Genomic DNA, 23,962 nt, shown 5'->3' with positions numbered 1-23,962 from the left:
GGATTAGGCTGCGCGCACCGACTCCAGGAACGACGCCACCTCACGCTTCAGCCGGTCGCTGTCCGAGGCCAGCGACTGCGCCGCGGCCAGCACGTGCGTGGAAGCCGTACCAGTCTCGGTCGCGCCGCGCTGCACGTCGACGACGTTCACGGAAACCTGCTGCGTGCCCTCCGATGCCTGCTGGACGTTGCGCGAGATCTCCTGCGTGGCGGCGCCCTGCTCCTCCACGGCCGCCGCGATCGCCGACGAGATTTCCGACAGCCGCTCGATGGTCGTGGAGATCGCCCGGATGGCGCCGACCGATTCCTGCGTCGCGGCCTGGATGCCGGACACCTGCTGGCCGATCTCGTCGGTCGCCTTGGCGGTCTGCTCGGCCAGCGCCTTCACCTCGGAGGCGACGACCGCGAAGCCGCGACCGGCTTCGCCGGCGCGCGCCGCCTCGATGGTCGCATTCAGCGCCAGCAGGTTGGTCTGGCCGGCGATCGTGTTGATCAGCTCGACCACGTCGCCGATGCGCGCCGCCGCCTTGCTCAGCTCGCTCACCCGATCATTGGTCATGCGCGCCTGGTCGACGGCCTCGGTGGCCATGCGGGCGGATTCCTGCACCTGGCGGCTGATCTCGGTGATCGACGACGATAGCTCCTCCGTCGCGGAAGCGACCGACTGTACGTTGGTCGAAGCCTCCTCCGAAGCAGCCGCAACCGCGGTCGAGATCTCCTGCGAGCGCGTCGCGGTGGATGACAGCGCGCCGGCGGAATGCTCGAGCTCGGTCGAGGCCGACGACACCGTCTGCACGATCTCGCCGATCGTCGCCTCGAACTGGCGGGTGATGTTGTCGACGCGCCGGCCGCGTTCGATCTTGGCCTCGGCATCGTGGGCCGCGAGCTCGTCGGCCTCCTTCTTGGCGATCAGCGCCTCCTTGAACACCTGCAGCGTATCGGCCATGGCGCCGATCTCGGTCGGCTCGCCGCGATGCGTCACCTCCGCGCCGAGATCGCCCTTGGCGAGCTCCTGCATCGGCTTGATGATCGACGCAATGCCGGACGAGACGTTCTGCACGAGATAGAAACCGACGGCGACGCCGGCAATGACGGCCGCGGCAATGATCGACATCACCAGCCAGATCGCACGCGTGAAGCTCTCCGCGGCCTGCCGCGTCGCGTTGTCGGCACCCTTGTTGTTGAACTCGATGTCCTGGATGAAATACTTGTCGGCGTCGCGCGCGATCGCCGCGGCCGATTTTTCCAGCATTTCGGTGGCTTCGCGCGGGATCTTTCCGACGCTCTTGTTGGATTCGTCCATCACCTGCTTGACCGCGACGACGTACTTCTCCCAGGACTGCACCCAGTTGTTGTAGATCGCCCGTTCCTCGGCCGAGGTGATCATCGGCTCGTAGGTCTTGCGGTCCTTGTTGATCGTCTCGAGGATTCCGTTGACGCGCTTCTCCGCGCCCTGCTTGGCCTCGGCCGTCTCCGACATCACATGCGCGCGCAAGGCGATGCGCAGCAGATTGATGTCGGCGCGCAGCTCGCCGATCGCGCGCACGCTCGGCAGCCAATTGGTGGCGATGTCGACCGTGTTGGCATTGATCGACTGCATGCTGGTGACGGCGAGCACGCCGAGCCCGCACATGGTGACGAGCATGAAGGCGATGACCGATATGATCTTCGTACGGATGGACATCTTTGACACGGAGGACCCCAGCTGACTGCGTGGTTCGGCCGCGTTCTGCCAGCGCCAAAGACGGCCCGAAGATCCAGGTCTACGCTGCGCTGCGCGGTCGAGGTCAGAGGATCAGAGGGCTCCGAAAATTCCGAACCCGCATGTCGTCTCTGCCGACCTCATTGGGCGCGAAACAGGCTTATCAGAGGTTAATGCTGGAACCGTAAGATTACTGACAATGCCCATAAAATGATGGCGCTCAGGGATGACGCGGTACCCTGAAACCGTCCGCCGCTACACCTGGTCTCCCGATACCGCTAAAGGATCGCGTCGAAGCAAGACCTTTGGAGCGCGCACGGGGCAAAGGACGATTGCCGCCACGACCTGCGCCGCAGCAACCGGAAGACGCTGATCACCGCGCGGATGAATCCGGAGATGAGGTGGCCGGGCCAGGACCGACGTCCGACAGCATCACAAGCGACTGAGCACGAGAGCGTGACGGAGATCGGCGGCGCCGGGGCACGACGCGGAGCCTAGGCCGAACTCCATCAATCCCGACTGACGCGCCCGAGGTGGACGCGGACTTCATCAAATGGCGCCTGCGCGCAGAAGATTGCCGCCACGGCAAACCGGACTCGAATCCGACGGCCAGCGGCGCAATCACCCCGGACAGCTAGACCTCAGCCGACCGCTTCGGACACCAGGCGAATCCGGAACACCGGCTGCTTGGCTTCGTCGAGCAGCTCCATCTGCCACTCGGCCCCCTGCTGCAACGACCTCGAGATCCCGCCGATCAGGTCGGAGCAGACAGCCGTCAGCTCGTTCCAGGCGGTTTCCCGGTTGGCGAATTCATAAGGCTGATCAGCCGCGCCAGAATAGCGGCCCTGGCTGATCCGGAAGAAATAAAGCGACATAACGACCCTTTCTCGTGGGCCACCCCCCTGGTTGCAAACTGCACACGAGTCGCTACCGAGGCATGAATTTGAGATTCCGTACGACTACGGCGCAATGACCACTAACGTGCGGTCAGCTTAAAAAATTACTCTATGATAATAGGGAACCGGTTTTTCAATGATCGGTGAACTAACAACTAATCGGTCGAGCGACGCAGCTCCGGCGCCGCATCCGACTTCGCGTTATCGGATTTGGTAATTTCAGTCTTCGCGTTTTCGGCCTTCATGTTCTCCGTCTTGGAACTTTCCGCCTTGGCGGCCTTCGCAGCATCTGCCTTCAAGGGTTCCACCTTGCTGCGTTCCACCCGCGGGGTCTCGACCCGTGCCGCTACTTCGGTGTGGGAGCCGTCAGCCGCGGGTCCAGCAGCGCGTGCGGCGCGCGGCCGCGCCACGGCGCGCGCCATCAGCATGGTGGCTCCGCCCTGGTGCTGGAAGTCGCAATAGGCGAAGGCGCCGAGCCCGGAGACCGAACCGCGGAAGCTGCGATCGTCCTTCTTGTCGAGGTTGAAGCACGGTTCGAACGGCATGCCCTTGATGGCAGCGCAGACATTCTGGCCGCGAATCTGCAGGGTATTGCCCGGCAGGCGGATGTGACGCACCGGCCCCGAGCCGGAGAACTGCACCGCACCGGCCGCGCCCATGTCGTCGAGGATGCGGCCCGCGCCACGGGTGCCGTCGACGCAGGTGAAGGCGAACACCTTTCCGGCGACGAATTTGCGGGCCTCGTCGGCTGTCATCGAACCCGCCATCGCAGGAGCAATCACGGCACCGGCAGTCACGGTCCCCAGCAATATACGCGCGAGCATGCATCAAACTCCCACTTAACCCCACGCAGCGGGTAAGGCGGTATCTTTACCCCATGCTTACCATACCAACCATGGCAACAATGGAGCAGCATGGTTTGAAAAGTCTGAACGTCCTCAGGATATTCTTACCACCGTACGGCCGCGGACCTGGCCCGCGAGGATCTGCGGCCCCAGCGACGCCACCTGGTCCAAGGCGATTTCGTGAGTGATTTCAGCTAGTTTTGCACGATCCAGATCGGTCGCGAGGCGCTGCCAGGCCGCCTTGCGCGCCGGCAGCGGGCACATCACCGAATCGACGCCGAGGAGGCACACGCCGCGCAAAATGAACGGCGCCACCGACGTTGGCAAATCCATGCCGGCAGCGAGGCCGCAGGCGGCGATGGCGCCGCCATATTTGGTCATCGCCAGCAGGTTGGCGAGCGTATTGGAGCCGACGCTGTCGATGCCGCCCGCCCAGCGCTCCTTCGCCAGCGGCTTGGCCGGTCCGGACAGCTCGTTGCGGTCGATGATCTCGGCGGCACCGAGCGACTTGAGATAGTCAGCCTCGGCCAAGCGGCCGGTCGAGGCGATCACATGGTAGCCGAGCTTGGCGAGCACAGCCGTCGCCACCGAGCCGACGCCGCCGGCCGCGCCCGTCACCACCACCGGCCCGCTCGCCGGCGTCAGCCCGTGCTTCTCCAGGGCGAGCACCGCAAGCATCGCGGTGAAGCCGGCGGTGCCGATCGCCATCGCGTCCCGAGCCGACAGCCCCTGCGGCAGGCCGACCAGCCAGTCGCCCTTGACCCGCGCCCTCTCGGCATAGGCGCCGAGATGGGTCTCGCCCATGCCCCAGCCGGTGCAGATCACGGCATCTCCCGGCTTCCAGTCGGGATGGCTGGACTGCTCGACCATGCCGGCGAAATCGATCCCCGCGATCATCGGGAAGCGGCGCACCACCGGCGCCTTGCCGGTCAGCGCCAGCCCATCCTTGTAATTCAGCGCCGACCACTCGACCTTCACGGTGACGTCGCCGTCCATCAGTTCGGCTTCATCGAACTGCGTCAGCGTCGCGGTCGTTCCCTTGTCCGCCTTGTCGATCCGGATCGCCTTGAACGTTCCCACAGCCGCACTCCCTGCACTTTCTTCGTCTCACGCCATGTTTAGCCGATCGGATCGGCCGCGCAACTCACGTCGCGGGAACGGCGCGCGCCACCGGCTTCTCGACGATCGGCAGGTTGATCAGCGCCGACAGCACGCCGAACAGGATGGAGAGCCACCAGATCGGCGTGTACGAGCCATAGCGCTCGAACACGAGGCCGCCGAGCCAGACGCCGAGGAAGCCACCCACCTGGTGGCTGACGAAGGCGAAGCCATAGAGCGTGGCGAGCCAGCGGGTGCCGAACATGATCGCGACCAGCGACGAGGTCGGCGGCACCGTGGAGAGCCAGGCGAGCCCGGAAACCGCGCCGAAGGCGATCGCGGAAGCCGCCGTGACCGGGAACGAGATGAAGGCGAGCGTCGCCAGCGCACGGGTGAAATAGATGAAGGACAGGATGTAGCGCTTCGGCAGCCGGCTCTGCAGCCAGCCGACACTGAGCGAGCCGATGATGTTGAACAGGCCGATCGCCGCGATCACCCAGCCGCCAACCTGCGCCGAAAGGCCGCGATCGACCAGGAACGCCGGCAGGTGCACGGTGATGAAGGCGAGCTGGAAGCCGCAGGTGAAGAATCCGAGCACCAGCAGCACGTAGGAGCGGTGGCCGAACGCCTCCATCAGCGCGGTCGTGAACGACTGCTGCTCGGCCTCCGACGGCTTGGCCTCGGCTGCCGGCGGCGTCGCCACGGCGAGCGACAACGGCACGATGAACAGCATCAGCGTTGCGAACACCATCAGCGCGCTCTGCCAGCCGAACTGGTCGATCAGCGCGACGCCGAACGGAGCGAACAGGAACTGGCCGAGCGAGCCGGCCGCGGTGCCGGCGCCGAGCGCGACGCCCCGGCGCTCCGGCGGCAGCAGCTTGCTGAAAGCCGACAGGATGAGATTGAACGAGCAGCCCGACAGGCCGAAGCCGACCAGCACGCCGGCGCCGATGTTCAGCGACAGCGGCGAGCTGGAATAGCGCATCATCAGCAGGCCGCCGGCATAGAGCAGCGCGCCGACACAGATGACGCGCATCACGCCGAAACGATCGGCGATCGCGCCGGCGAGCGGCTGACCGAGTCCCCACAACAGGTTCTGCACCGCCACCGCGAGGGCGAACACGTCGCGTCCCCAGGCGAATTCACGGCTCATCGGCTGCACGAAGAAGCCGAGGCTGGAGCGCGGACCGAAGCTCAGCAGCGCAATGGCGCAGCCGCACACGATGATGACCACCGGCGTGCGCCAGCCCTGGTTGCGGGACACCGTACCGAGATCGCCTGCCTGTACCGACATCAGTGTCCTCCCTGCCGCGGTCGCTGTCCGCCGCGCCTCTCCGGTTAATGCATTTGCATTGAACTCCCAAGCTCAAAAGCGGAACCCAGTCATGAAAAATTTCGATGCGGCGGCCAGCCATGAGCAGGTGTCATCCGAAGCGAGTTCCGGCACCGGAACTCGCTCATGCGTCTTTGTCCCCGCGCGAAAACGTCCTGATGCGCGAGTCGCAAACGACGATTCATCCTGTGCGGGAGCGACCTTCAGAACGGCCGCTATTTGTCGCCAAACACCGATAAACAGCGAAGGAAGTCTCTGAAGAAGAACTAACAGGTACCGCGGTACACATGCGCACGGAATGTGGAATTTGGACAGCACATGGACCACGATCAGATCGAGACATCCGGCCACGTCGTGATCGTCGGTGCCGGAGTTGCCGGACTGTTCTGCGCGCTGAAGCTCGCCCCGCAGCCGGTCACGTTGATCTCCGCGACCTCATTGGGTGAGGCCTCGTTCGGCACGACGATGCAGGCCGACATCGCGGCAGCGGTGTCATCCGGCGACAGCCCCGATACCCATGCCGCCGACATGATCGCCGCGGGTGGCGGCCTCGTCGACGCGACGGCGGCGCTGGCGCTCGCGCGCGATGCCTCGGCTGCAATCGAGGACCTGGTCCGTCTCGGCGTGGCATTCGATCGTGATCACGGCGGCAGGCTCGCGACGTCTCGTGCGGCTGCGCACGCCGCGCGACGGATTCTCAGCGTTCGCGGGGACTTCACCGGACAGGCGATCATCACCGCGCTGTCGCAAGCCGTGCGCGCGACGCCCTCGATCCGCATCATCGAGGGCCATGTCGCCGACGCGCTGCTGACGGAAGACGGCGCGGTGCGTGGCCTGCAACTGCGGCCGACCGATGACGACGCGGCCGCGCCGATGCTGATCGCCGCGCCGGCAATCGTGCTGGCCACCGGCGGCATCGGCCGGCTGTTCGCGGCGACCACGAATCCGCCGCACGCCACCGGCATCGGCCTCGCCATCGCCGCCCGCGCTGGCGCGGTGATTGCCGATCCGGAGTTCGTGCAGTTTCATCCGACCGCGATGATGGCCGGTCACGATCCGGCGCCGGTTGTGAGCGAGAGTCTGCGAGGCGCCGGCGCGATCCTGATCAACCGGCGCGGCCAGCGTTTCATGCTGCCGCGCCATCCGCTGGTCGATCTTGCCCCGCGCGACACGGTGGCCCGCGGCGTCATGGCCGAGATCATCGCTGGACGCGGCGCCTTTCTCGATGCGCGCGACGTGCTCGATGACGACGTCGCCGAGCGCTATCCGATGCTGCACCGGGCCTGCGTCGCCGCGGGGCTCGATCCGACCCGCCAGCCGATTCCAGTGGCACCGGCGGCGCATTTCCACATGGGCGGGATCGCGGTCGACGCGCAGGGCCGCAGCTCGATCGAGGGGCTCTGGGCGGCAGGTGAAGTCGCCGCGACGGCAACGGATGGCGCCAACCACATCGCCGGCAACGCGCTGCTCGCGGCGCTGGTGTTCGCCCGGCGGATTGCCGACGACATCTCCGGCCGGACGTTGACCGCGTCCTCGACCCTGCAGCACGTTGCATTCGCCGATCCGGCCGGATCCTGCGCGGGCGCAGCGCAGGTGTCGCTGCGCGAGATGATGACGAGCCAGCTCGGTGTCATCCGCGACGAGGAGCGGCTCGCCGAGGCCATCGCCGCGATTGCCAGGATGGAGCGCGACGCCGGCAGCCCGAGGCTGCGCAACATGGCGAGCGCCGCGCTGCTGATCGCCACCGCGGCCTGGAGCCGGCGCGAGAGCCGCGGTGCGCATTGCCGCGCCGACTGCCCCGCGGAGAATCCGAGTTTCGCGCAGCGGACGATGACCACATTGGCCGCTGCCCGCGAGATCGCCGACGAGCTCGCGGCACGGCCGACGGCGCGGCAGTCGCGGCCATTGAGCGCGTAGCAAGAGCTGATCCGACTGCGTCACGACGGAGCTCGGCAGTCGCGTTTTCACCGTCATTCGTGATCACCGTCATTCCGGGTTCAGGGCCTGCGGCCTTGTCCCGGAATGACGGTGCTCATGACGAAGCAGCCATCGTCGCCCAATACAGATATTACGACTCGTTGTTATTTGCTGCCTCGCCGGTATTTGGGGGCAGGCACGATGTAATTAGTGCGTGCCGTGTCGGCCGCGTGCATCCATTGATCCGCGGGCGCTGGACGAACAAGTCGGCCGTACCGTTGCGCTGGTGCTCGTAGTCATCACGCGCACGATCTGAGCGGCCCTCGCCAATGAGTTGGACGAGGCCTTTCGTCGAAGCAGCTGCAAATCGCCGCACGGATCGAGCACATCCTCTACGCGCGCGACTAATTCGCATCGATCTGTGGGGATACGCCACATGCCCCTTCGCCATGGCTTCAGATCGTTCTCGGCCAGACGCCGCCGCACTATCTCGTGCGCCCCGGCGCCGCCGGCATTTACCAGCACCAACTAAATGGCTGGACAGGTTCGCCATGATTTCGGCAAAAGAACCGCGGAACCTGTACAAATAAGAAAAAGAGATGGTCGAAATTTAGCGGTGCTCAAGTAGTAGCGCGCGTTTTGTCCGTCCTGCTGACGAGGAAATGGGAATTCACGGCTGCCAGATCGCCGATTCACCGCTTGGCATGGCCATAGATTCGGTCATCGGTCTCGCCGCCGGTTTGGAAGCTGAGTCGCCGAGCAGAAAGGCGCCAAACGGTCCAGGGAGTGTTGCGGGGCGACGCGATGGCGCGTGTCCGCAGGAGTAGTTGAGGATGAGTTCCTTATTGCGGAGTAGCGGATCGCGGATCACCGTGGGTGATGCGCAGAGCGAACGTTGGCGCCCGGCAAAGCCTGCCGCTTTGTCCAACAGCCTCGCGCATGCGACGTCTGAGCCTGATGAGGATGCGGCCACCGATCTCTCCCGGCCGTGGTGGCAAACCGCTTCAGCGGTTGACGATGCGCCGATGCCAATGGCGCCAGCAGAAGCGGACCGATCCTGGCAGATCCCTTCACTCGATCCCGTCGTGATGCCTCCACCTCCGCCCGAACGGCTCGAATTCGATTCTGTTTTCCGGTTCGGTGCCGCAGCGGCCGCGCTTGCGTGCCTCGCGTTCTTTGCGGTGCGCATCATGCAGGCTCCGGACATTGAAACAGTTACGAAGTCTGAAGCGACCGCTTCATCGTCTCCCCGAAACTTCGGGACAGCGGGGAAATCGAAATCCGATGACGGCCAAGCATCGCTGGACGCCGCGGCGCACACGATCGGACGGGCCGATTCGATCGTGGCGTCGGTCCCGATCGTCAAGCCGGCTCCGGGCGGAGGCGAGACCCCGCAGTCAATTCCGCCGAAAGCATCTCGGACCACCGCGACCAGGAGCCCTGCACCGGCGGCCGCGTCTGCGCTGACCAAGAACGAGATCAGCGAAATGCTGAAGCGCGGACGCGATCTCATCGGCGCGGGCGACGTTGCGAGTGCCCGCCTGATCCTGGCGCATGTCGCGGAAGCGGACGCCGAAGCATCACTGACGCTGGCCGGGACCTATGACCCCGCGATCTTGTCCAACCTGAAAGCCGTTGGCGTCGCGCCCGATCCGGCCAAGGCCCGCGCCTGGTACGCGAGAGCCGCCGAACTCGGGTCACTCGAGGCTCGACGGCGGCTCGAGTGACCCGAGCTTCGAAACCGGGTGATCCAGCGCGGTCTCACGCCGGTCGCTGCGCAGGAATTGCGGCGGGGCGCGGACCGCCGGATCCTGGTCGATGGTGTCGTGCGGGCGACGCGCGTCCCCGCAAAGTGTTGTGTTGCGTGATGAGGTCCATGATGGGAATGTTTGATCGTCTGTTGCAGCCGGCCTTGTCGTCGGCGCCCCGTGGTCCTCGGCTGCTTGGCGCGCCGGGTTCTCCGACCGTGGCGTTGCTCCTCGTGCTTGCCGCCGTGCCAGGCCTGGCGCGTGCTGCCGAGGGCGAGATCCGGATCGGCAATACGACGCCCTACAGCGGGCCGGCGGCCGCCTACGGCAGCGTGAGCAAGGTCATCTCCGCCTATTTCCAGAAGGTGAATGACGAGGGCGGGATCAGGGGCCGCAAGATCACCTACATCTCCTATGACGACGGCTATAATCCGCAGAAGACGGTGGAGCTGACACGACGGCTGGTGGAGGAAGACAAGGTCGACGTCATCTTTGCGAGCGTTGGAACAGCGACCAGCGCGGCGGTGCGGCCTTATCTCAACGCGAACAGGATACCGCAATTGTTCGTCGGCTCCGGCGCCTCGATCTGGGATCAGCCTCGCGACTATCCTTGGACCATGGGAGCGCAACCTAGCTACCAGATTGAAGCTCATATTCACGCGCAATATCTGCTCGAGCAACATGCCGGTGGCGCGCGCATCGGTGTGCTTTATCAAGACGACGAGTTCGGCAAGGACTATCTGAAGGGTTTGAAGGACGGGCTCGGCGGCAAGCTGCCGATCGTCGCGGAAGCGGCTTACGCGGTCACCGATGCCGACATCAATCAGCAGATCGCGAAGCTGAAGACCGCCGGAGCCAACATCCTGGTCGACGTCAGCACCCCGAAATTCACGGTGCTCGCGATCCGCCGCCTCGCCGAGCTCGGCTGGAGACCCGAGCACATCATCCCCACGGTTTCGGATTCGGTTGCCACCGTGCTGCAGCCTGCAGGCCTGCAGAACGCGGAAGGACTGCTTTCCGCCACCATCCTGTACGAGGGCGGTGTGCAGGGCGGCGATCCCGGCTTCGCCGAGTGGTCCGCGTTCATGGATCGCTACGCGCCTGCAATCAGCAAGAACAACAGCTTGGGAATCGTGGGCTACGCGCTTGCCAACCTGATGGTTGCGGTCCTGCGCAATTGCGGCGACGACTTCTCCCGCGACAACATCATGAGGCAGGCGCGTTCCTTGAAGGGGACGCCAATTCCCATGTTGATTCCCGGGATCGTCGCCAATACCAGCGCCAGCGACCACGCGCCGATCGAGCAGATGCAGATGAAGCGTTTCGTCGATGGCCATTGGGAACGGTTCGGGCCGGTGCGCAGCGGAATCGACCCGGGTGCGGTCAGCGATTCCTTCAAGGCGATCTTCCGCTATGCGTCGGCCAAGCGGGACCTCGCGAGCCAGCTCAACGCCAATACGGTGAGCCTGATGACGGGCTCGTATGGCAGCACCTATTCCCAGATGGGCGCCGACGTCGCCTCGGTCCTCAATGACGGCATCAACCTGCGGGTCATGCCGGTCCTCGGCAGCGGCTCGGTTCAGGCGGTGGCCGACATCCTCATGCTCAAGGGCGTTGACGTGGGAATCGTGCGCAAGGACACGCTGTCCTATCTCGAACGCAAGGACTTCGCGAGCAACATCCGCAATCAGCTCGTCTACGTCACCAAGATGTTCAACGAGGAAATGCATGTTCTGGCACCGCGATCGATCCGCACCATGCGGGAGCTCGACGGCAAGACCGTTGCGGTCGACCTGCCGGACGGCAGCACCTTCGTGACCGCGATCAACGTGTTCGAGCGGCTCGCGATCAAGCCGCATCTGCTCTATATCGAGCCGCGCATCGCGCTCGAAATGTTGCGCAAGGGGGAGATCGACGCGATGATTGCGGTCGACGGCAAGCCGGTGCCCTGGCTCAGCCAGATCACGGATGCCAATCTGCATCTCGTCCCGGTCGGCTACGACAAGACCTTGCGCGAGGATTACCTTCCATCCAAGCTCACCGCGGACGACTACCCCAACCTGATCTCCAATTCCGAGTCGGTGGAAACGATCGCAGCAGAGGCAATCCTGGCGTCGTATAATTGGCAGCCGGGAAGCGACCGCGATCGCCGGCTGTCGCTGCTGGTCGAGTCGCTGTTCTCGCGCATGTCGCAGCTGCAGCGGCCTCCCTTCCATCCGAAATGGCAGGAGATGGCGCCGCGCGCGCCGGTCGCCGGCTGGACCAGGTTCCGGGCCGCGCAGGAATGGCTCGATGGAACGACACGGATTCCGGCGGCCACTACGGCCACCGTTAAACCGTCGAAGCCGGTCGCGGCCGCCGCACCGTCCCCGCGCATTCCTGTCACGGCAAAGCCGGCGGCCGCAACGCCGCCGGACCAGGCGCGCCAGACCGAGTTGTATCGCCGCTTTCTCGAGTGGAATGCGACGCGTCGCTAGATGATTAGCGCCGCGTCCAGTTCGGATTGCTCTCGGCCTCGCTCTTGGCGGCCTCGGTGAGCTCGGCCGAAATGGCCGCGGTCTGCTGCGGCGTGCCCCAGCTCGGCGCGTCGCTGCCGTCGCCCCACTTCTTCGGCCGATAGAAGGTGTGAACGCCGAACTTGTACATGCGCTTCATCTCGGCGACCCAGGACGGCCGCACCCAATAGGCATGATAGTGGGTCGACTTGCCCACCTCCGGCAGCCAGATCAGCCCGTCCAGCATGGCCTTCGCGATCTTCCTGGCGCGATCCCACATCTCGGGCTCGCGGATCACATCCGGATTGTTGTCGCAGGCGAAGGTGAACTGGCAGGCGAAGTGGCGGTATTTGTTCTGGTAGACGACGCCGCACACCGTCGTCGGATAATAGCCGGAGAACGCTCGGTTCAGCACGACCTGCGCCACGGCCATCTGGCCGCGCACCGCCTCGCCGCGGGATTCGAAATAGACTGCTTCGGCAAGACACTTCTCGGACTTGAAGCGCGCCTTCTCGTCCGTGAGCCCCAACCGTTCGGCCGGAGTCCTGTCGCGCTGATTGTCGGCATTGACCTCGCCCTTCGGCGCGATGCTCTCGCCGCCATCACCGGCCTTGGCAGCATCGTCGGCCGGATGTGACAGCACCGCCATCGGCTTGAGGTCCGGATCCGGCATCACGATCAACGGCGCCTCGCCCGGCAGCCATGTCTCCATGGTGCCGGCAGCACCGCCCAGCGACGACGTGCCGAAATAGAGGTTGGACGTCTTGATGTTGAGGCCGTCATAGCTGACGGCGCCGTCCACCCGGATTTGATCGGCTGCAGGCTTCAGTTCGCCCGATGGCTGGATCTCGGACTTCGCCGCGTCGTACTGCACGAGCGGCGGCGCGCTCAGCGCCTCCTGCAATTCGGGATCGAGTGCAGAACGCTGCGGGAGCGGCGCCTGCGCCGGCGCTTCCGTCGTCTTGGCGCCGAACACCGAGGAATTCGAATCTGGTTGCGTCGATGGCGTGGGTGCGGGCTCGGAGGGCGCGGGCTCGACGGGCGCGGCCGATTCGGTCGACTGCGCCGACGGCGTCGGGGGGCGCACGACGAGACGATCGCCCTTCAGCGTGCGATCGACCTTGGGGAAGTCGGAGGCCTGATAGCGTGGCGGAACCTGCAGCGCCGGATTGCGCGGCGTCGATCCGGTGATGTCGAGATCGCGCCCATCGAGGCTTGCGAGGCGGATGCTCACCGCCTGCGGCGCCGAGGTTCCGATCGGACGACCGAAACTATAGGTGGCGAGCTGAATGGAGGCCGCAGCCGAGAACACACGCTTCTGCCAGCGTTCGGCGACGCCCGGCTGGCGGGCGAGCAGAGAAGCGATGTCTTGATACCCGGTCTCTGTCGGCATCAGAGCGAAGACGCAGAGACCGAGTCCGAAGGACGCAAATCGCGCGCCCTTCGGATCGGGACGCAGAACTAACATCGATACGCTCAACGCAACGCTTACTGGATCGACCGAACGACAGTGCTTCCGTGCAATTCGATCTTCTCTCTTCGTATCGGGTTTAGGTTGCCGAGGAGTTAATCCGCGTTGCAATTGTGAAACAGGCAAGCGGGGAAGTTGCAGAGCGCCGAGTGATCGAGATGCTTGGTAAACAGCGCACCGACGAGAACGGGTGAACATTCAGTCAACAGATGCGGTGAATGAGAATCATCTGCACATCATGAGGCGGAGTGTTCCATCGGCCTGCGACGTTCGCTCTCTCCACTCGTCATTCCGGAGCGCCCCCGGAATGACGGCCGTGGTGGAGAAGAAGTGCACCTTGCGTCACGTGCGCGCCGCACCGCGACGAACCCTCACCAATGAAAAAGGCCGGCAACATGTGCCGGCCTTCATCAGGATCAGATCGGTCGCAGCAGGATCAGGCCTGGCTCGCGATCTCCTTGCCGAGCGCGGATTGCGCAGCGGCCAGGCGGGCGATCGGCACGCGGTAGGGCGAGCACGACACGTAGTTCATGCCGACCTTGTGGCAGAACGCCACCGAGGCGGGATCGCCGCCATGCTCGCCGCAGATGCCGACCTTGAGGTTGGGTCGCGTGGCGCGGCCGCGCTCGACGCCGATCTTGACCAGCTCGCCGACGCCCTCGCGGTCGATCGAGATGAACGGATCGATCTCGAGGATGCCCTTGGCGACGTAGGCGCCGAGGAAGCTGCCGGCGTCGTCGCGGCTGATGCCGTAGGTGGTCTGCGTCAGGTCGTTGGTGCCGAACGAAAAGAACTCGGCGGCCTCGGCGATCTGGCCGGCCATCAGGGCTGCGCGCGGCAGCTCGATCATGGTGCCGACCTGATACTCCAGCTTGGCGCCGGTCTCGCGGATCACGGCCTGCGCCATCGCGTCGATGCGCGCCTTGACCAGGTCGAACTCGGCCTTGGTCGCGATCAGCGGCACCATCACCTCGAGGCCGACGGCCTCGCCGGTGCGCTTCTCGGCCTCGACCGCCGCCTCGAAGATCGCGCGCGCCTGCATCTCGGCGATCTCCGGATAGGCAATCGCCAGACGGCAGCCGCGGAAGCCGAGCATCGGGTTGAACTCCGACAGCTCGCGGGCGCGATCGGCCAGGCGGCGCGGATCGGTGTTCATCGCGCGCGCGACTTCCTCGACCTCGGCCTGGGTGTGCGGCAGGAACTCGTGCAGCGGCGGATCGAGCAGACGGATCGTGACGGGAAGCCCCTTCATGATCTCGAACAGCTCGACGAAGTCGGCGCGCTGCATCGGCAGCAGCTTGGCGAGCGCGGCGCGACGCTCCTGCTCATCCTCGGAGAGAATCATCTCGCGCACAGTGCGGATGCGGGTCTCCTCGAAGAACATGTGCTCGGTGCGGCACAGGCCGATGCCCTCGGCGCCGAACTTGATGGCGGTGCGCGCATCCTCCGGCGTGTCGGCGTTGACGCGCACGCCGGTCTCACGCACGGCGTCCGCCCAGCCCATCAGGGTGCCGAACTCGCCGGACAGCTCCGGCTCGATCATCGGCATGCGGCCCGCGAGCACCTGGCCGACCGAGCCGTCGATGGTGATGACGTCGCCGGTCTTGAAGGTGCGCCCGCCGATGCTCATCGTGCCGCGGCCGTAGTCGACGCGGATGGTGCCGCAGCCGGAGACGCAGGGCTTGCCCATGCCGCGCGCGACGACGGCGGCGTGCGAGGTCATGCCGCCGCGCGTGGTCAGGATGCCCTCGGCAGCATGCATGCCGTGGATGTCCTCCGGCGAAGTCTCGATACGGACCAGGATCACCTTGCGACCGTCGGCCTGCAGCTTGGTGGCCTCGTCCGAGGAGAACACGATCTCGCCCGATGCCGCACCGGGCGAGGCCGGCAGGCCGGTCGCGACCACGTCGCGCTTGGCGGCCGGATCGATGGTCGGGTGCAGGAGCTGATCGAGCGAGGCCGGGTCGACGCGGAGCACGGCGTCGTTCTCCGAAATCAGGCCCTCATTGGCGAGTTCGACCGCGATGCGCAGCGCCGCCTTGGCGGTGCGCTTGCCGCTGCGGGTCTGCAGCATCCACAGCTTGCCGCGCTCGACCGTGAACTCCATGTCCTGCATGTCACGGTAGTGCTTCTCGAGCAGCGTGTAGATCCGCGTCAGCTCCTTGAACGCGTCGGGCATCGCGACTTCCATCGACGGCTTGTCGGAGCCGGACTCGACGCGGGCGTCCTCGGTGATGTCCTGCGGGGTGCGGATGCCGGCGACGACGTCCTCGCCCTGCGCGTTGATCAGGAACTCGCCGTAGAGCTTGCTCTCGCCGGTCGAGGGATTGCGGGTGAAGGCGACGCCGGTGGCCGAGGTGTCGCCCATGTTGCCGAACACCATGGCCTGGACGTTGACGGCGGTGCCCCAGGATTCCGGGATGTCGTGCAGCTTGCGATAGGTCACCGCGCGCGCGTTCATCCAGGATGAGAACACCGCGCCGATGGCACCCCACAGCTGGTCGTGCGGGTCCTGCGGGAAGTCCTTGCCGGTCTCGTGGGCGACGGCGTCCTTGTACTTGCCGACCAGCATCTCCCAATCCTCGGAGGAGAGGTCGGTGTCGAGCTGATAGCCCTGGGTGTCCTTGAAGCTGTCGAGGATGTCCTCGAAATGATGGTGCTCGAAGCCGAGCACGACATCCGAATACATCGTGATGAAACGGCGATAGCTGTCGAAGGCGAAGCGGCGGTCGCCGGACAGCTGTGCCAGCGCTTCCACCGTCTGGTCGTTGAGGCCGAGATTGAGCACGGTGTCCATCATGCCCGGCATCGAGGCGCGGGCGCCGGAGCGCACCGAGACCAGCAGCGGGTTCTCCGGATCGCCGAATTTCTTGCCGGTCAATTTGCCGATGTAGTCGAGCGCCTTGTCGACCTGCGACTGCAGCTCCTTCGGGTAGGTCTTGTCGTTGGCGTAGAAGTAGGTGCAGACCGAGGTCGGGATGGTGAAGCCCGGAGGCACCGGCAGGCCGAGATTGGCCATCTCGGCCAGATTGGCGCCCTTGCCGCCGAGCAGGTCGCGCAAGCCGGCCTTACCTTCGGCCTTGCCGTCACCGAAGGTGTAGACCCACTTGTTCGGCTTGATCGCGGTGACCGCGCTCTTGGCCGGGGCCTTCGCGGCCGACGCCTTCGCGGCCTTGGCGACCGGCTTGGCAGCCGTTTTGGCCGGCTTCTTCGGAGCGGTTTTCACTGGCGCTTTCGGTACAGACCTGGGCGCGACCTTGGCCGGGGCCTTGGCCACGGGCTTCGACGCCGTCTTGAGCGCCTTGCGCGGTGGAGCGAGTGCTGCGGTCTTGGCCTTGCCGGGCTTGGAAGGCTTTGATTTCGCTGTAACTTTCTTAGACTTCGCTACCGCTTTGGCCATGAGGTGCTTCGATCCGCAAATGGGAGGAGAAATCGCGCGCCTTACACCACTTTGGGCGCTGCGGCGCAAGCTCGGGGGTTCCCGACCTTGGGACTAGAACCTGGGACTAGAAGTGGAGCCACTTCAGCAGGCCCATGCCGATCAGGCCGTTCAGGATGAGGAAGATCGCGACGATCAGGTTCAAGAGGCGCGGCATGATCAGGATCAGGACGCCGGCGATCACGGACATGATCGGCGAGATATGGGCAACGGTCAGGGTCATCGACGAGCTCTGAATGATTGAAGGACGAGGCTGGGGCGATTCGATTTGGCCGGACTTTATCCTGGCCCATCGTGGCGGAATAGGAGACGCACGGCACGAGTTCCGGTTCCCCCACCGCTGGATCTGCCGCAAAAATGCCGCTCGTTCCACGTGGCGTTGCGCGGAACGATGACCTGTTGCCGGCATTGGGAGCAGATGCCGGCGCGCGCCGGCCTCTCTCAGCGATCAACAGCTCAGGAGTCCCGTCCATGCGAACCCATCTCACCCTTGCCGCCCTCGTGGCCGCACTCGTGATTCCGGCGGCCGCACAGGCGCAATCCTACACCACGGGCGTCGGCCGCAGCGTCGTGGTCGAGGAGGACGCTCCAGTGATCACGGTCGAGCGACGGCCGGAGTTTCGCGAATATGTCGTTCGCGAGCGTGTTCCCAACTATGTGATCCCCGATCGCGTCGTTGTTGGCACCGTGCTGCCAGAGTCCGGTGTTACATATTACGACGTCCCGCAGCGCTTCGGTGCGACACCTTACCGTTACACCGTGGTCAACGGCGAAACTGTTCTGGTCGAACCGCGATCCCGGCGGATCATTCAGGTTGTTGAGTAGTTATAGAGCTGCATTTGGTCGCCAACGCCCCCGCAAGCGGCCAGATGTGAAAGGCCCTGCCCGGTTCCCCCCGCCGGGTGGGGCTTACTTTTTTCGCCGTCATCGCAAGCGTCGCGACGCGATCCAGGGGCGACCGACGACGCCTGCTGTGAGCCAGGGCGCACTTTGCGCTCAGGCAGCCGTCTTCACCACCAGGCGATGGATGACCTTGCCCGAGGAGGCACTGACCACCTCCTCATCGAGCAGGCTCGTATCAGCTTCAAAGAGTGCGCGGATGGTTGCGAGGTCGACCACCGCATAGAGCCGGCCGTGGGCATCGCGCTGATCGGCCTGCTCCGTCACCCGCCAGCTCAGATACAGGACGCCACCGGGCTTCGTGATCGCGCGCATCCGCCGCACCGACGGCACCACGTCGCTGCGATCGAGATGCATCAGCACGGTCTCGCACAGCACGTTGTCGAAGCTTGCATCCGCGATGTTGGCGAGAGCGGGCAGTTCGGCACGCGTGAACGACGCGTTCGAATAGCGCGTGCGCGCTTCAGCCAGCAGTCCCTCCGACGCGTCGAAACCTTCCGCAGGATACCCGTTGGCATTCAGCCAGCCGACCTCGCGGCCGCTGCCGCAGCCGATGTCCGCGGTGCGGCCACCGAACACGAAGAAGCGCCTGACGATGTCGTGGAGATCGGCCGACGCCGGCTGCGCATGCCAGTCGGCCGCGAACACCGCCGCCTCACGGTCATAGGCGGCGAGCGTCGGCCGGTCCACTCTCAGCCCTCGATCTTGGAGAAGTCCGCGACCGCACGCGTGGCGCTGCGGATTTCGTTCAGCAGCCTGAGCCGGTTCTCGCGGATCTTTGGATCGTCGTCGTTGACCTTCACCCTGTCGAAGAAGGCATCCACCGCCGGGCGCAGCTTCGCCATCGCGCGCATCGCGGCGGCAAAGTCCTCCTTGGCGACGGCAGCACCCGCTTCCGCAGCGACCTCGCCGATCGCCTTCGCCAGCGCCTTCTCCTCATCGAGCTTGTACAGCGCAGCATCCGGCGCGCCGTCGAACTTGCGCTTGTCCTTCTTCTCCTCGATCGCGAGGATATTGGACGCGCGCTTGGTGCCGGCAAGCAGGTTCTTGCCGTCGTCGCTGTCGAGGAATTTTCCGAGCGCCTCAACGCGGCGCACGACCATCAGCAGGTCATCCTTCATCTCCTCTTCCGGCGGAGGCTCACGATCCAGGGCCTCCTGGCTGCCGGCTGCTTCGATGAGATCAAGTTTGGCTGCACCACTTCTCACGGCATCCGACCGCCACCAAGGGGAAGGTGATGTCGCGAAAACGGCATCGACAAGATCGTGCCGGGCGCCTTGCTCACGAAGTTGCACTTTCAGACGGTCGGCGAAGAATGAGATGAGATCGACAACTGCCACTGGGACGCTGCGTCTACCAAACGTTTCCGCATCCACCCTCACAACAAACGTAGTGAACCCAGGCTTCTCACTACTCTCCACCTGCTTCACTTCGTTCCCCACTTCGCGCGCGCGAATTGCCGTAGCCAGTTGGAAAAACCAAGGCCCGCAGATACTAGCGAGGTGAAGTCGGAGATTATTTTCCAAGATGATCCGGATCACACCTAAAGCCGCGCGACGCAGCGCATACGGGTCCTTCGATCCCGTCGGCTTTTCTTTGATCGCCCAGAATCCGACCAGCGTGTCGAGCTTGTCGGCGAGCGCCACGGCCACCGATACCGGATCGGTCGGCACGCGATCACCAGGTCCCTGCGGCTTGTAGTGCTCCTCGCAGGCTGCGGCGACGGAGGCGTCCTCGCCCTGGGCCAGCGCGTAGTACTTGCCCATCAGCCCCTGCACTTCCGGGAACTCACCGACGACCTCGGTGAGCAGGTCGGCCTTGGCGAGCTTGGCGGCGCGCGCGGTCTTCGCAGCATCGGCGCCGACCAGCGGCGCGATCTCAGCGGCGAGCTTCTCGATGCGGGCGATGCGTTCGGCCTGTGTGCCGAGCTTCTCGTGGAACACGATCTGCTCGAACTTCGGCAGGCGGTCCTCGAGCCTCGTCTTCAGATCCGTCTCATAGAAGAACTTCGCGTCCGACAGCCGGGCGCGGATGACGCGCTCGTTGCCGGCGATGATGGTCTTGCCGCCGTCGGTCGCCTCGATGTTCGCGGTCAGGATGAACTTTGGCGCCAGCCCGCCGGTCTTGGGGTCGCGCACCACGAAGCATTTCTGGTTGTTGCGGATGGTGGCGCGGATCACCTCGCCGGGGACCTTCAGATACTCCGGATCGAACGAGCCCATCAGCACCACCGGCCATTCGACCAGGCCCGCGACTTCGTCGAGCAGCACGGGGTCCTCGACCAGCTCATAGCCTTGCGCAAAAGCGAGCTGCTTGGCGTCGGTAACGATGGTGTCCTTGCGCCGGTCAGGATCGAGCACGACCTTGGCGTCGAGCAGCTTGGCCTCATAGTCCTCGAGGCGGCGCACCGAAATCGGCGACGGCGACATGAAGCGGTGGCCGAATGTTGTCTGGCCCGCCTCGATACCGTCGACGGCGAAGCTGACGACGTCCGGCTCCTCGGTCTCCAGGCCGAACGTGGCAGTGATCGCGTGCAGCGGCCGCACCCAGTTGAGCGCGCCCGGTCGCTCCGAGCGCTTGCCCCAGCGCATCGATTTCGGCCAGGGGAAGGTCCTGACGATCACCGGCAGCATCTCGGCGAGCACGTCGAGCGTGGCGCGGCCGGGCTTCTCGATCAGCGCGACGTAGAAGTCGCCCTTCTTCGGATCGCGCTGGATCGTGGCCTCCTCGATCGAGGACAGGCCGGTGGCCTTGAGGAAGCCTTGGATCGCGGCATCGGCGCCGCCGACGCGCGGGCCCTTGCGCTCCTCCTTGAGATCAGCCTGCCGCGCCGGGATGCCGTGCACGGTCAGTGCCAGCCGCCGCGGCGTCGCGAACGCCTTGGCGCCCTCATAGACGAGGCCCTCGGCGACGAGCTTGTCGGTCACCATGCGGCGCAGATCGTCGGCCGCCTTGGCCTGCATGCGCGCGGGAATTTCTTCGGAGAACAGTTCGAGGAGAAGATCAGGCATATCTCAAGTCTCTCTGCACGAAGAACCACCCTCCCCTGGAGGGGGAGGGTCGCCTGCCAAGGGCAGGCGGGGTGGGGTGACCGCGATCTCCGTGTGAATGGCTTCGAGCACCGCCTCAGTCCTGGTCATAACGTCGTTGTTCCAAAATCGCAAAACGCGAAAGCCTTCCGAGTTGAGCCAGCGCGTCCGGGCCTCGTCGCGCTGGATGTTCGCATCCTCTCCGTGCTGCGAGCCGTCCACCTCGATGATGAAGCGACGGGCCAGGCAGGCAAAATCAGCAACGTAGGGGCCGATCACCACCTGTCGTCTAAAGTGTGTCCCTTCGATCTCGAGGCGCCGCAGGTGACGCCACAGAATATCTTCGGCCGCCGTCGTGTTTTCGCGCAGCCGTTTCGCGGTTCGGCGTTTGAAGTCGCTGATCGGCCGTTTGCCCATCTGGCACCTTCACCCCACCCCGCTCGCTTCGCGAGCGCCCCTCCCCCTCCAGAGGAGGATGATCATGTCATCCAGCCACGAGCACAGGGCCCACCCTCCCCTGGAGGGGGAGGGTCGATTGCTCATGCGCAAGCATGAGCAATCGGGGTGGGGTGACAGTCTATCCATCATCAACAGTGCCCGAGCCGAGAGATCACCCCACCCCGGCACGCATCTCGCTTCGCTCGATCGCGTGCCGACCCTCCCCCTCCAGGGGAGGGTGAAGAGTCACTTCCCGCGTCGATATTGACTCAAACTCCCGCCCCGCCCGCTTCCGTATGCAGCCAGGCCTCGCCGCAGGCCTTGGCGAGCTCGCGGACGCGCAGGATGTAGCTCTGGCGCTCGGTGACCGAGATGACGCCGCGGGCGTCGAGCAGGTTGAAGACGTGGCTGGCCTTGATGCACTGGTCGTAGGCCGGCAGCGCCATCTGATGCTCCCGGCGGTTGCCCAGCTTTGAATTTTCTTGCCAGCCGGCGGCGAGATATTTGCGGCACGCGCCCTCGGCCATCTTGAACTGCTCGAACAGCATGTCGGTGTCGGCATGCTCGAAATTGTGCCGGGAATATTCCCGCTCGGCCTGCAGGAAGACGTCGCCATAGGTGACCTTGGCGTCGCCGTCGCGGCCGTTGAAGTTGAGGTCGTAGACGCGGTCGACCCCCTGCACGTACATCGCCAGGCGCTCGAGGCCGTAGGTGAGCTCGCCCGCGACCGGCGCGCATTCGAAGCCCGCGACCTGCTGGAAATACGTGAACTGCGACACCTCCATGCCGTCGCACCAGCACTCCCAGCCGAGCCCCCACGCGCCCAGCGTCGGGCTCTCCCAATCGTCCTCGACGAAACGGATGTCGTGCACGGCGGCGTCGATGCCGATCGCGCCGAGCGACTTCAGGTACAATTCCTGAAGGTTCGGCGGCGATGGCTTCATGATCACCTGGAACTGGTAGTAGTGCTGCATCCGGTTGGGATTCTCGCCGTAGCGGCCGTCCTTCGGCCGCCGCGACGGCTGCACGTAGGCGGCATTCCACGGCTTCGGCCCGAGCGCGCGCAAGGTCGTCGCCGGGTGGAAGGTGCCGGCGCCCATCTCCATGTCGTAGGGCTGCAGGATCACGCAGCCCTGCTCGGCCCAGAACCGTTGCAGGGCCAGGATGAAGCCCTGGAACGAACGTTCGGGGCGCATGTGCGGAGGCAGCGAGTCCATCGTCGGTATCGGTCTTTCGCAGGCGTCGGAAAAGCGCGCGGACCGTATCGGCGGGGACATCAGGAATCAAGGCAATAGGGTCTCCGAACGGCGGCGACGTGCCGTCGTTCGAAGATCAGCGGCTCGCGTCAGCCCGGCCGGTAGGCGCCCGTGACGGGATCGCGGCGCAGAGTCTTGATCTCGGCGGCCTGTGCAGCCTCGGCGACGCGCGACAGCCGCGCCTCTTCGAGCTCGCGGTTGATCTTCTGCGCAGCCTTGTAGGCCCAGCGAACCACGGCAAGCCCGCCCAGCATACCCGCGAAAGCAACGAACGGCGGCATTGGTCGATCCTCGTTCATGAACAGAGCCACCCCGAATCCCATTGTCGCCGATCCCGGTTCCCCCCGCAATCCGGATTGCGAGGGGCGAAATGGCGCGCCCCCAGTCTAGAACCCAAAGCGGGCCCAGATCGCCCGGGTTTCGGCCGCGGAGATCACCTCCTCGGCCAGCCCCGTCCAGCCGAATCCCAGGCTGCCGGCGCCCGCGGCGCGGCGGCCGAGCAGACCTGACAACAGGCCGGACGCCGGCGCCACGACAGGCGTTGCGACCTTGTCGCCGAAGCGGGTGCGCAGGACGGCGCGGAGGTCGCCGATGGCGTCCGCCAGCCCCAGCGTGACGGCGCTGTCGCCGGCCCAGTACTCGCCGGTGAACAGCACATCGTCGGCGCCCTTCAGCCGGGTCGCGCGGCTCTCCTTGACCAGCGAGATGAACAGCGCGTGGATCTCGCGCTGGATCTTCTTCAGCCGCGCCACGTCGTCGGGATTCTCCGGCAGGAACGGATCGAGCATCGCCTTGTGCTCGCCGGCCGTATACAGCCGGCGCTCGATGCCGATCTTCTTGATCAGGTCCTGCAGCCCGAACGAGCCGCCGACCACGCCGATCGAACCGAGGATCGAGGACGGATCGCAGAAGATCTCGTCGCCGGCGCAGGCGATCATGTAGCCGCCGGAGGCCGCGACATCCTCGACGAACACGAGCACCGGCAGCTTCTTCTCCGCCGCGAGCTGACGGATGCGCAAGTAGATCTGGCGCGACTGCACCGGCGAGCCGCCGGGCGAATTGATCACCAGCGCCACCGCCTTGGCGTTGCGCATGGAGAAGGCGCGCTCCAGCACCTTGGCGACGCCCGCAAGCGTCAGGCCCGGCCGCAGCGGCGTCACCGCGCCGATCACGCCGGACAGGCGGACGACCGGTACCACCGGTACGCCGCGCAGCCGCGCCGGAAGCAGCGCCTTCAGCCGATCGAAGAGCCCGGCTGCATCGCTGGGTTGTGTCAAATTGTCCACCATCCTGTTACCTCGGATTAACCACTTTTTATCGCGCCGCTGCCATTCAAAGGGCTGGAACGAGCCTTGCAATCTCCTGGGCAATCGCACGGCGAGCCAAGGTGCAGAGT

Annotated in this window: 18 protein-coding genes and 1 pseudogene; 4 read left to right on the top strand and 15 right to left on the bottom strand. The window is 65.2% G+C overall.

Going from position 1 to position 23,962, the window contains the following annotated elements; genetic code table 11:
• Positions 1-3: 3 nt before the first annotated feature.
• From QX073_RS22485 to QX073_RS22465, 5 genes are all read right to left on the bottom strand, one after another.
• Positions 4-1,692 carry a methyl-accepting chemotaxis protein gene (locus QX073_RS22485; RefSeq protein ID WP_316167488.1) on the bottom strand — a complete coding sequence of 563 codons (1,689 nt, stop codon included), beginning with the start codon at positions 1,690-1,692 and terminating at the stop codon, positions 4-6.
• A 650-nt stretch (positions 1,693-2,342) separates the two neighbouring features.
• Positions 2,343-2,576: a DUF6894 family protein gene (locus QX073_RS22480; protein WP_315717224.1), complete on the bottom strand. Its 234-nt coding sequence runs from the start codon at positions 2,574-2,576 to the stop codon at positions 2,343-2,345.
• A 176-nt stretch (positions 2,577-2,752) separates the two neighbouring features.
• On the bottom strand, positions 2,753-3,421 hold the full coding sequence (locus QX073_RS22475; protein WP_315826955.1) for a hypothetical protein: 669 nt from the start codon (positions 3,419-3,421) through the stop codon (positions 2,753-2,755).
• Positions 3,422-3,535: 114 nt separating this feature from the next.
• The gene (locus tag QX073_RS22470) at positions 3,536-4,522 is read right to left on the bottom strand and encodes an MDR family oxidoreductase (protein ID WP_315750437.1); all 987 of its coding nucleotides are present in this window, start codon (positions 4,520-4,522) and stop codon (positions 3,536-3,538) included.
• Positions 4,523-4,586: 64 nt separating this feature from the next.
• On the bottom strand, positions 4,587-5,834 hold the full coding sequence (locus tag QX073_RS22465) for an MFS transporter (RefSeq protein ID WP_316200687.1): 1,248 nt from the start codon (positions 5,832-5,834) through the stop codon (positions 4,587-4,589).
• Positions 5,835-6,191: 357 nt separating this feature from the next.
• On the opposite strand from QX073_RS22465, the gene QX073_RS22460 reads away from it, so the two are divergent.
• Positions 6,192-7,790, top strand: coding sequence for an L-aspartate oxidase (locus tag QX073_RS22460; RefSeq protein WP_315826957.1), 1,599 nt, complete (start codon positions 6,192-6,194; stop codon positions 7,788-7,790).
• Between the two features lie 256 nt (positions 7,791-8,046).
• On the opposite strand, the pseudogene QX073_RS34435 reads toward QX073_RS22460, so the two are convergent.
• A pseudogene (locus QX073_RS34435) lies at positions 8,047-8,288 on the bottom strand (IS630 family transposase); the annotation flags it as partial.
• A gap of 335 nt (positions 8,289-8,623) precedes the next feature.
• On the opposite strand from QX073_RS34435, the gene QX073_RS22455 reads away from it, so the two are divergent.
• Positions 8,624-9,517 carry a hypothetical protein gene (locus QX073_RS22455; RefSeq protein WP_315750434.1) on the top strand — a complete coding sequence of 298 codons (894 nt, stop codon included), beginning with the start codon at positions 8,624-8,626 and terminating at the stop codon, positions 9,515-9,517.
• 152 nt (positions 9,518-9,669) lie between these two features.
• Positions 9,670-12,015, top strand: a complete 2,346-nt coding sequence (locus QX073_RS22450) for an ABC transporter substrate-binding protein (protein ID WP_316226376.1) — start codon at positions 9,670-9,672, stop codon at positions 12,013-12,015.
• A 4-nt stretch (positions 12,016-12,019) separates the two neighbouring features.
• On the opposite strand, the gene QX073_RS22445 is transcribed toward QX073_RS22450, so the two are convergent.
• From QX073_RS22445 to QX073_RS22435, 3 genes are all read right to left on the bottom strand, one after another.
• Entirely contained in the window at positions 12,020-13,501 is a 1,482-nt protein-coding gene (locus QX073_RS22445) for a cell wall hydrolase (RefSeq protein WP_316226375.1), read from the bottom strand.
• A 439-nt stretch (positions 13,502-13,940) separates the two neighbouring features.
• A complete protein-coding gene (gene ppdK, locus QX073_RS22440) occupies positions 13,941-16,904 on the bottom strand; it encodes a pyruvate, phosphate dikinase (protein ID WP_316200689.1) in 2,964 nt (987 codons plus the stop codon).
• Between the two features lie 106 nt (positions 16,905-17,010).
• Complete coding sequence (locus QX073_RS22435) at positions 17,011-17,166, bottom strand: DUF3096 domain-containing protein (RefSeq protein WP_012042558.1); 156 nt, start codon at positions 17,164-17,166, stop codon at positions 17,011-17,013.
• 248 nt (positions 17,167-17,414) lie between these two features.
• Between QX073_RS22435 and QX073_RS22430 the strand changes: the two genes are divergently transcribed.
• Complete coding sequence (locus QX073_RS22430; protein WP_315717233.1) at positions 17,415-17,768, top strand: DUF1236 domain-containing protein; 354 nt, start codon at positions 17,415-17,417, stop codon at positions 17,766-17,768.
• A 171-nt stretch (positions 17,769-17,939) separates the two neighbouring features.
• Here the strand turns inward: QX073_RS22430 and QX073_RS22425 are convergent, their stop codons facing one another.
• The 6 genes from QX073_RS22425 to QX073_RS22400 form a co-directional block, all read right to left on the bottom strand.
• A complete protein-coding gene (locus tag QX073_RS22425) occupies positions 17,940-18,533 on the bottom strand; it encodes a class I SAM-dependent methyltransferase (protein ID WP_316193409.1) in 594 nt (197 codons plus the stop codon).
• Between the two features lie 2 nt (positions 18,534-18,535).
• Positions 18,536-20,854, bottom strand: coding sequence for a glycine--tRNA ligase subunit beta (gene glyS, locus QX073_RS22420; RefSeq protein WP_316193410.1), 2,319 nt, complete (start codon positions 20,852-20,854; stop codon positions 18,536-18,538).
• A gap of 3 nt (positions 20,855-20,857) precedes the next feature.
• Positions 20,858-21,289: an endonuclease domain-containing protein gene (locus QX073_RS22415; protein ID WP_316226374.1), complete on the bottom strand. Its 432-nt coding sequence runs from the start codon at positions 21,287-21,289 to the stop codon at positions 20,858-20,860.
• A gap of 290 nt (positions 21,290-21,579) precedes the next feature.
• Positions 21,580-22,527, bottom strand: a complete 948-nt coding sequence (locus tag QX073_RS22410; protein ID WP_315750428.1) for a glycine--tRNA ligase subunit alpha — start codon at positions 22,525-22,527, stop codon at positions 21,580-21,582.
• A gap of 128 nt (positions 22,528-22,655) precedes the next feature.
• Complete coding sequence (locus tag QX073_RS22405) at positions 22,656-22,847, bottom strand: hypothetical protein (RefSeq protein ID WP_315717238.1); 192 nt, start codon at positions 22,845-22,847, stop codon at positions 22,656-22,658.
• 105 nt (positions 22,848-22,952) lie between these two features.
• Positions 22,953-23,855: a S49 family peptidase gene (locus tag QX073_RS22400; protein ID WP_315717239.1), complete on the bottom strand. Its 903-nt coding sequence runs from the start codon at positions 23,853-23,855 to the stop codon at positions 22,953-22,955.
• Between the last annotated feature and the right edge of the window lie 107 nt (positions 23,856-23,962).

Source organism: Bradyrhizobium sp. SZCCHNS3052 (assembly GCF_032484495.1).
Taxonomy (GTDB): Bacteria; Pseudomonadota; Alphaproteobacteria; order Rhizobiales; family Xanthobacteraceae; genus Bradyrhizobium.
The sequence above is the reverse complement of the archived record's forward strand: the minus strand, read 5'-3'. Positions and strand labels throughout refer to the sequence as shown.

What these genes read in the sequence shown, in the direction of transcription:
- QX073_RS22480 (WP_315717224.1), bottom strand. Translation starts at nt 2,576, where the DNA reads ATGTCGCTTTATTTCTTCCGGATCAGCCAGGGCCGCTATTCTGGCGCG.
- QX073_RS22475 (WP_315826955.1), bottom strand. Translation starts at nt 3,421, where the DNA reads ATGCTCGCGCGTATATTGCTGGGGACCGTGACTGCCGGTGCCGTGATT.
- QX073_RS22465 (WP_316200687.1), bottom strand. Translation starts at nt 5,834, where the DNA reads ATGTCGGTACAGGCAGGCGATCTCGGTACGGTGTCCCGCAACCAGGGC.
- QX073_RS22460 (WP_315826957.1), top strand. Translation starts at nt 6,192, where the DNA reads ATGGACCACGATCAGATCGAGACATCCGGCCACGTCGTGATCGTCGGT.
- QX073_RS22455 (WP_315750434.1), top strand. Translation starts at nt 8,624, where the DNA reads ATGAGTTCCTTATTGCGGAGTAGCGGATCGCGGATCACCGTGGGTGAT.
- QX073_RS22450 (WP_316226376.1), top strand. Translation starts at nt 9,670, where the DNA reads ATGGGAATGTTTGATCGTCTGTTGCAGCCGGCCTTGTCGTCGGCGCCC.
- QX073_RS22445 (WP_316226375.1), bottom strand. Translation starts at nt 13,501, where the DNA reads ATGTTAGTTCTGCGTCCCGATCCGAAGGGCGCGCGATTTGCGTCCTTC.
- ppdK (WP_316200689.1), bottom strand. Translation starts at nt 16,904, where the DNA reads ATGGCCAAAGCGGTAGCGAAGTCTAAGAAAGTTACAGCGAAATCAAAG.
- QX073_RS22435 (WP_012042558.1), bottom strand. Translation starts at nt 17,166, where the DNA reads ATGACCCTGACCGTTGCCCATATCTCGCCGATCATGTCCGTGATCGCC.
- QX073_RS22430 (WP_315717233.1), top strand. Translation starts at nt 17,415, where the DNA reads ATGCGAACCCATCTCACCCTTGCCGCCCTCGTGGCCGCACTCGTGATT.
- glyS (WP_316193410.1), bottom strand. Translation starts at nt 20,854, where the DNA reads ATGCCTGATCTTCTCCTCGAACTGTTCTCCGAAGAAATTCCCGCGCGC.
- QX073_RS22415 (WP_316226374.1), bottom strand. Translation starts at nt 21,289, where the DNA reads ATGGGCAAACGGCCGATCAGCGACTTCAAACGCCGAACCGCGAAACGG.
- QX073_RS22410 (WP_315750428.1), bottom strand. Translation starts at nt 22,527, where the DNA reads ATGGACTCGCTGCCTCCGCACATGCGCCCCGAACGTTCGTTCCAGGGC.
- QX073_RS22405 (WP_315717238.1), bottom strand. Translation starts at nt 22,847, where the DNA reads ATGCCGCCGTTCGTTGCTTTCGCGGGTATGCTGGGCGGGCTTGCCGTG.
- QX073_RS22400 (WP_315717239.1), bottom strand. Translation starts at nt 23,855, where the DNA reads ATGGTGGACAATTTGACACAACCCAGCGATGCAGCCGGGCTCTTCGAT.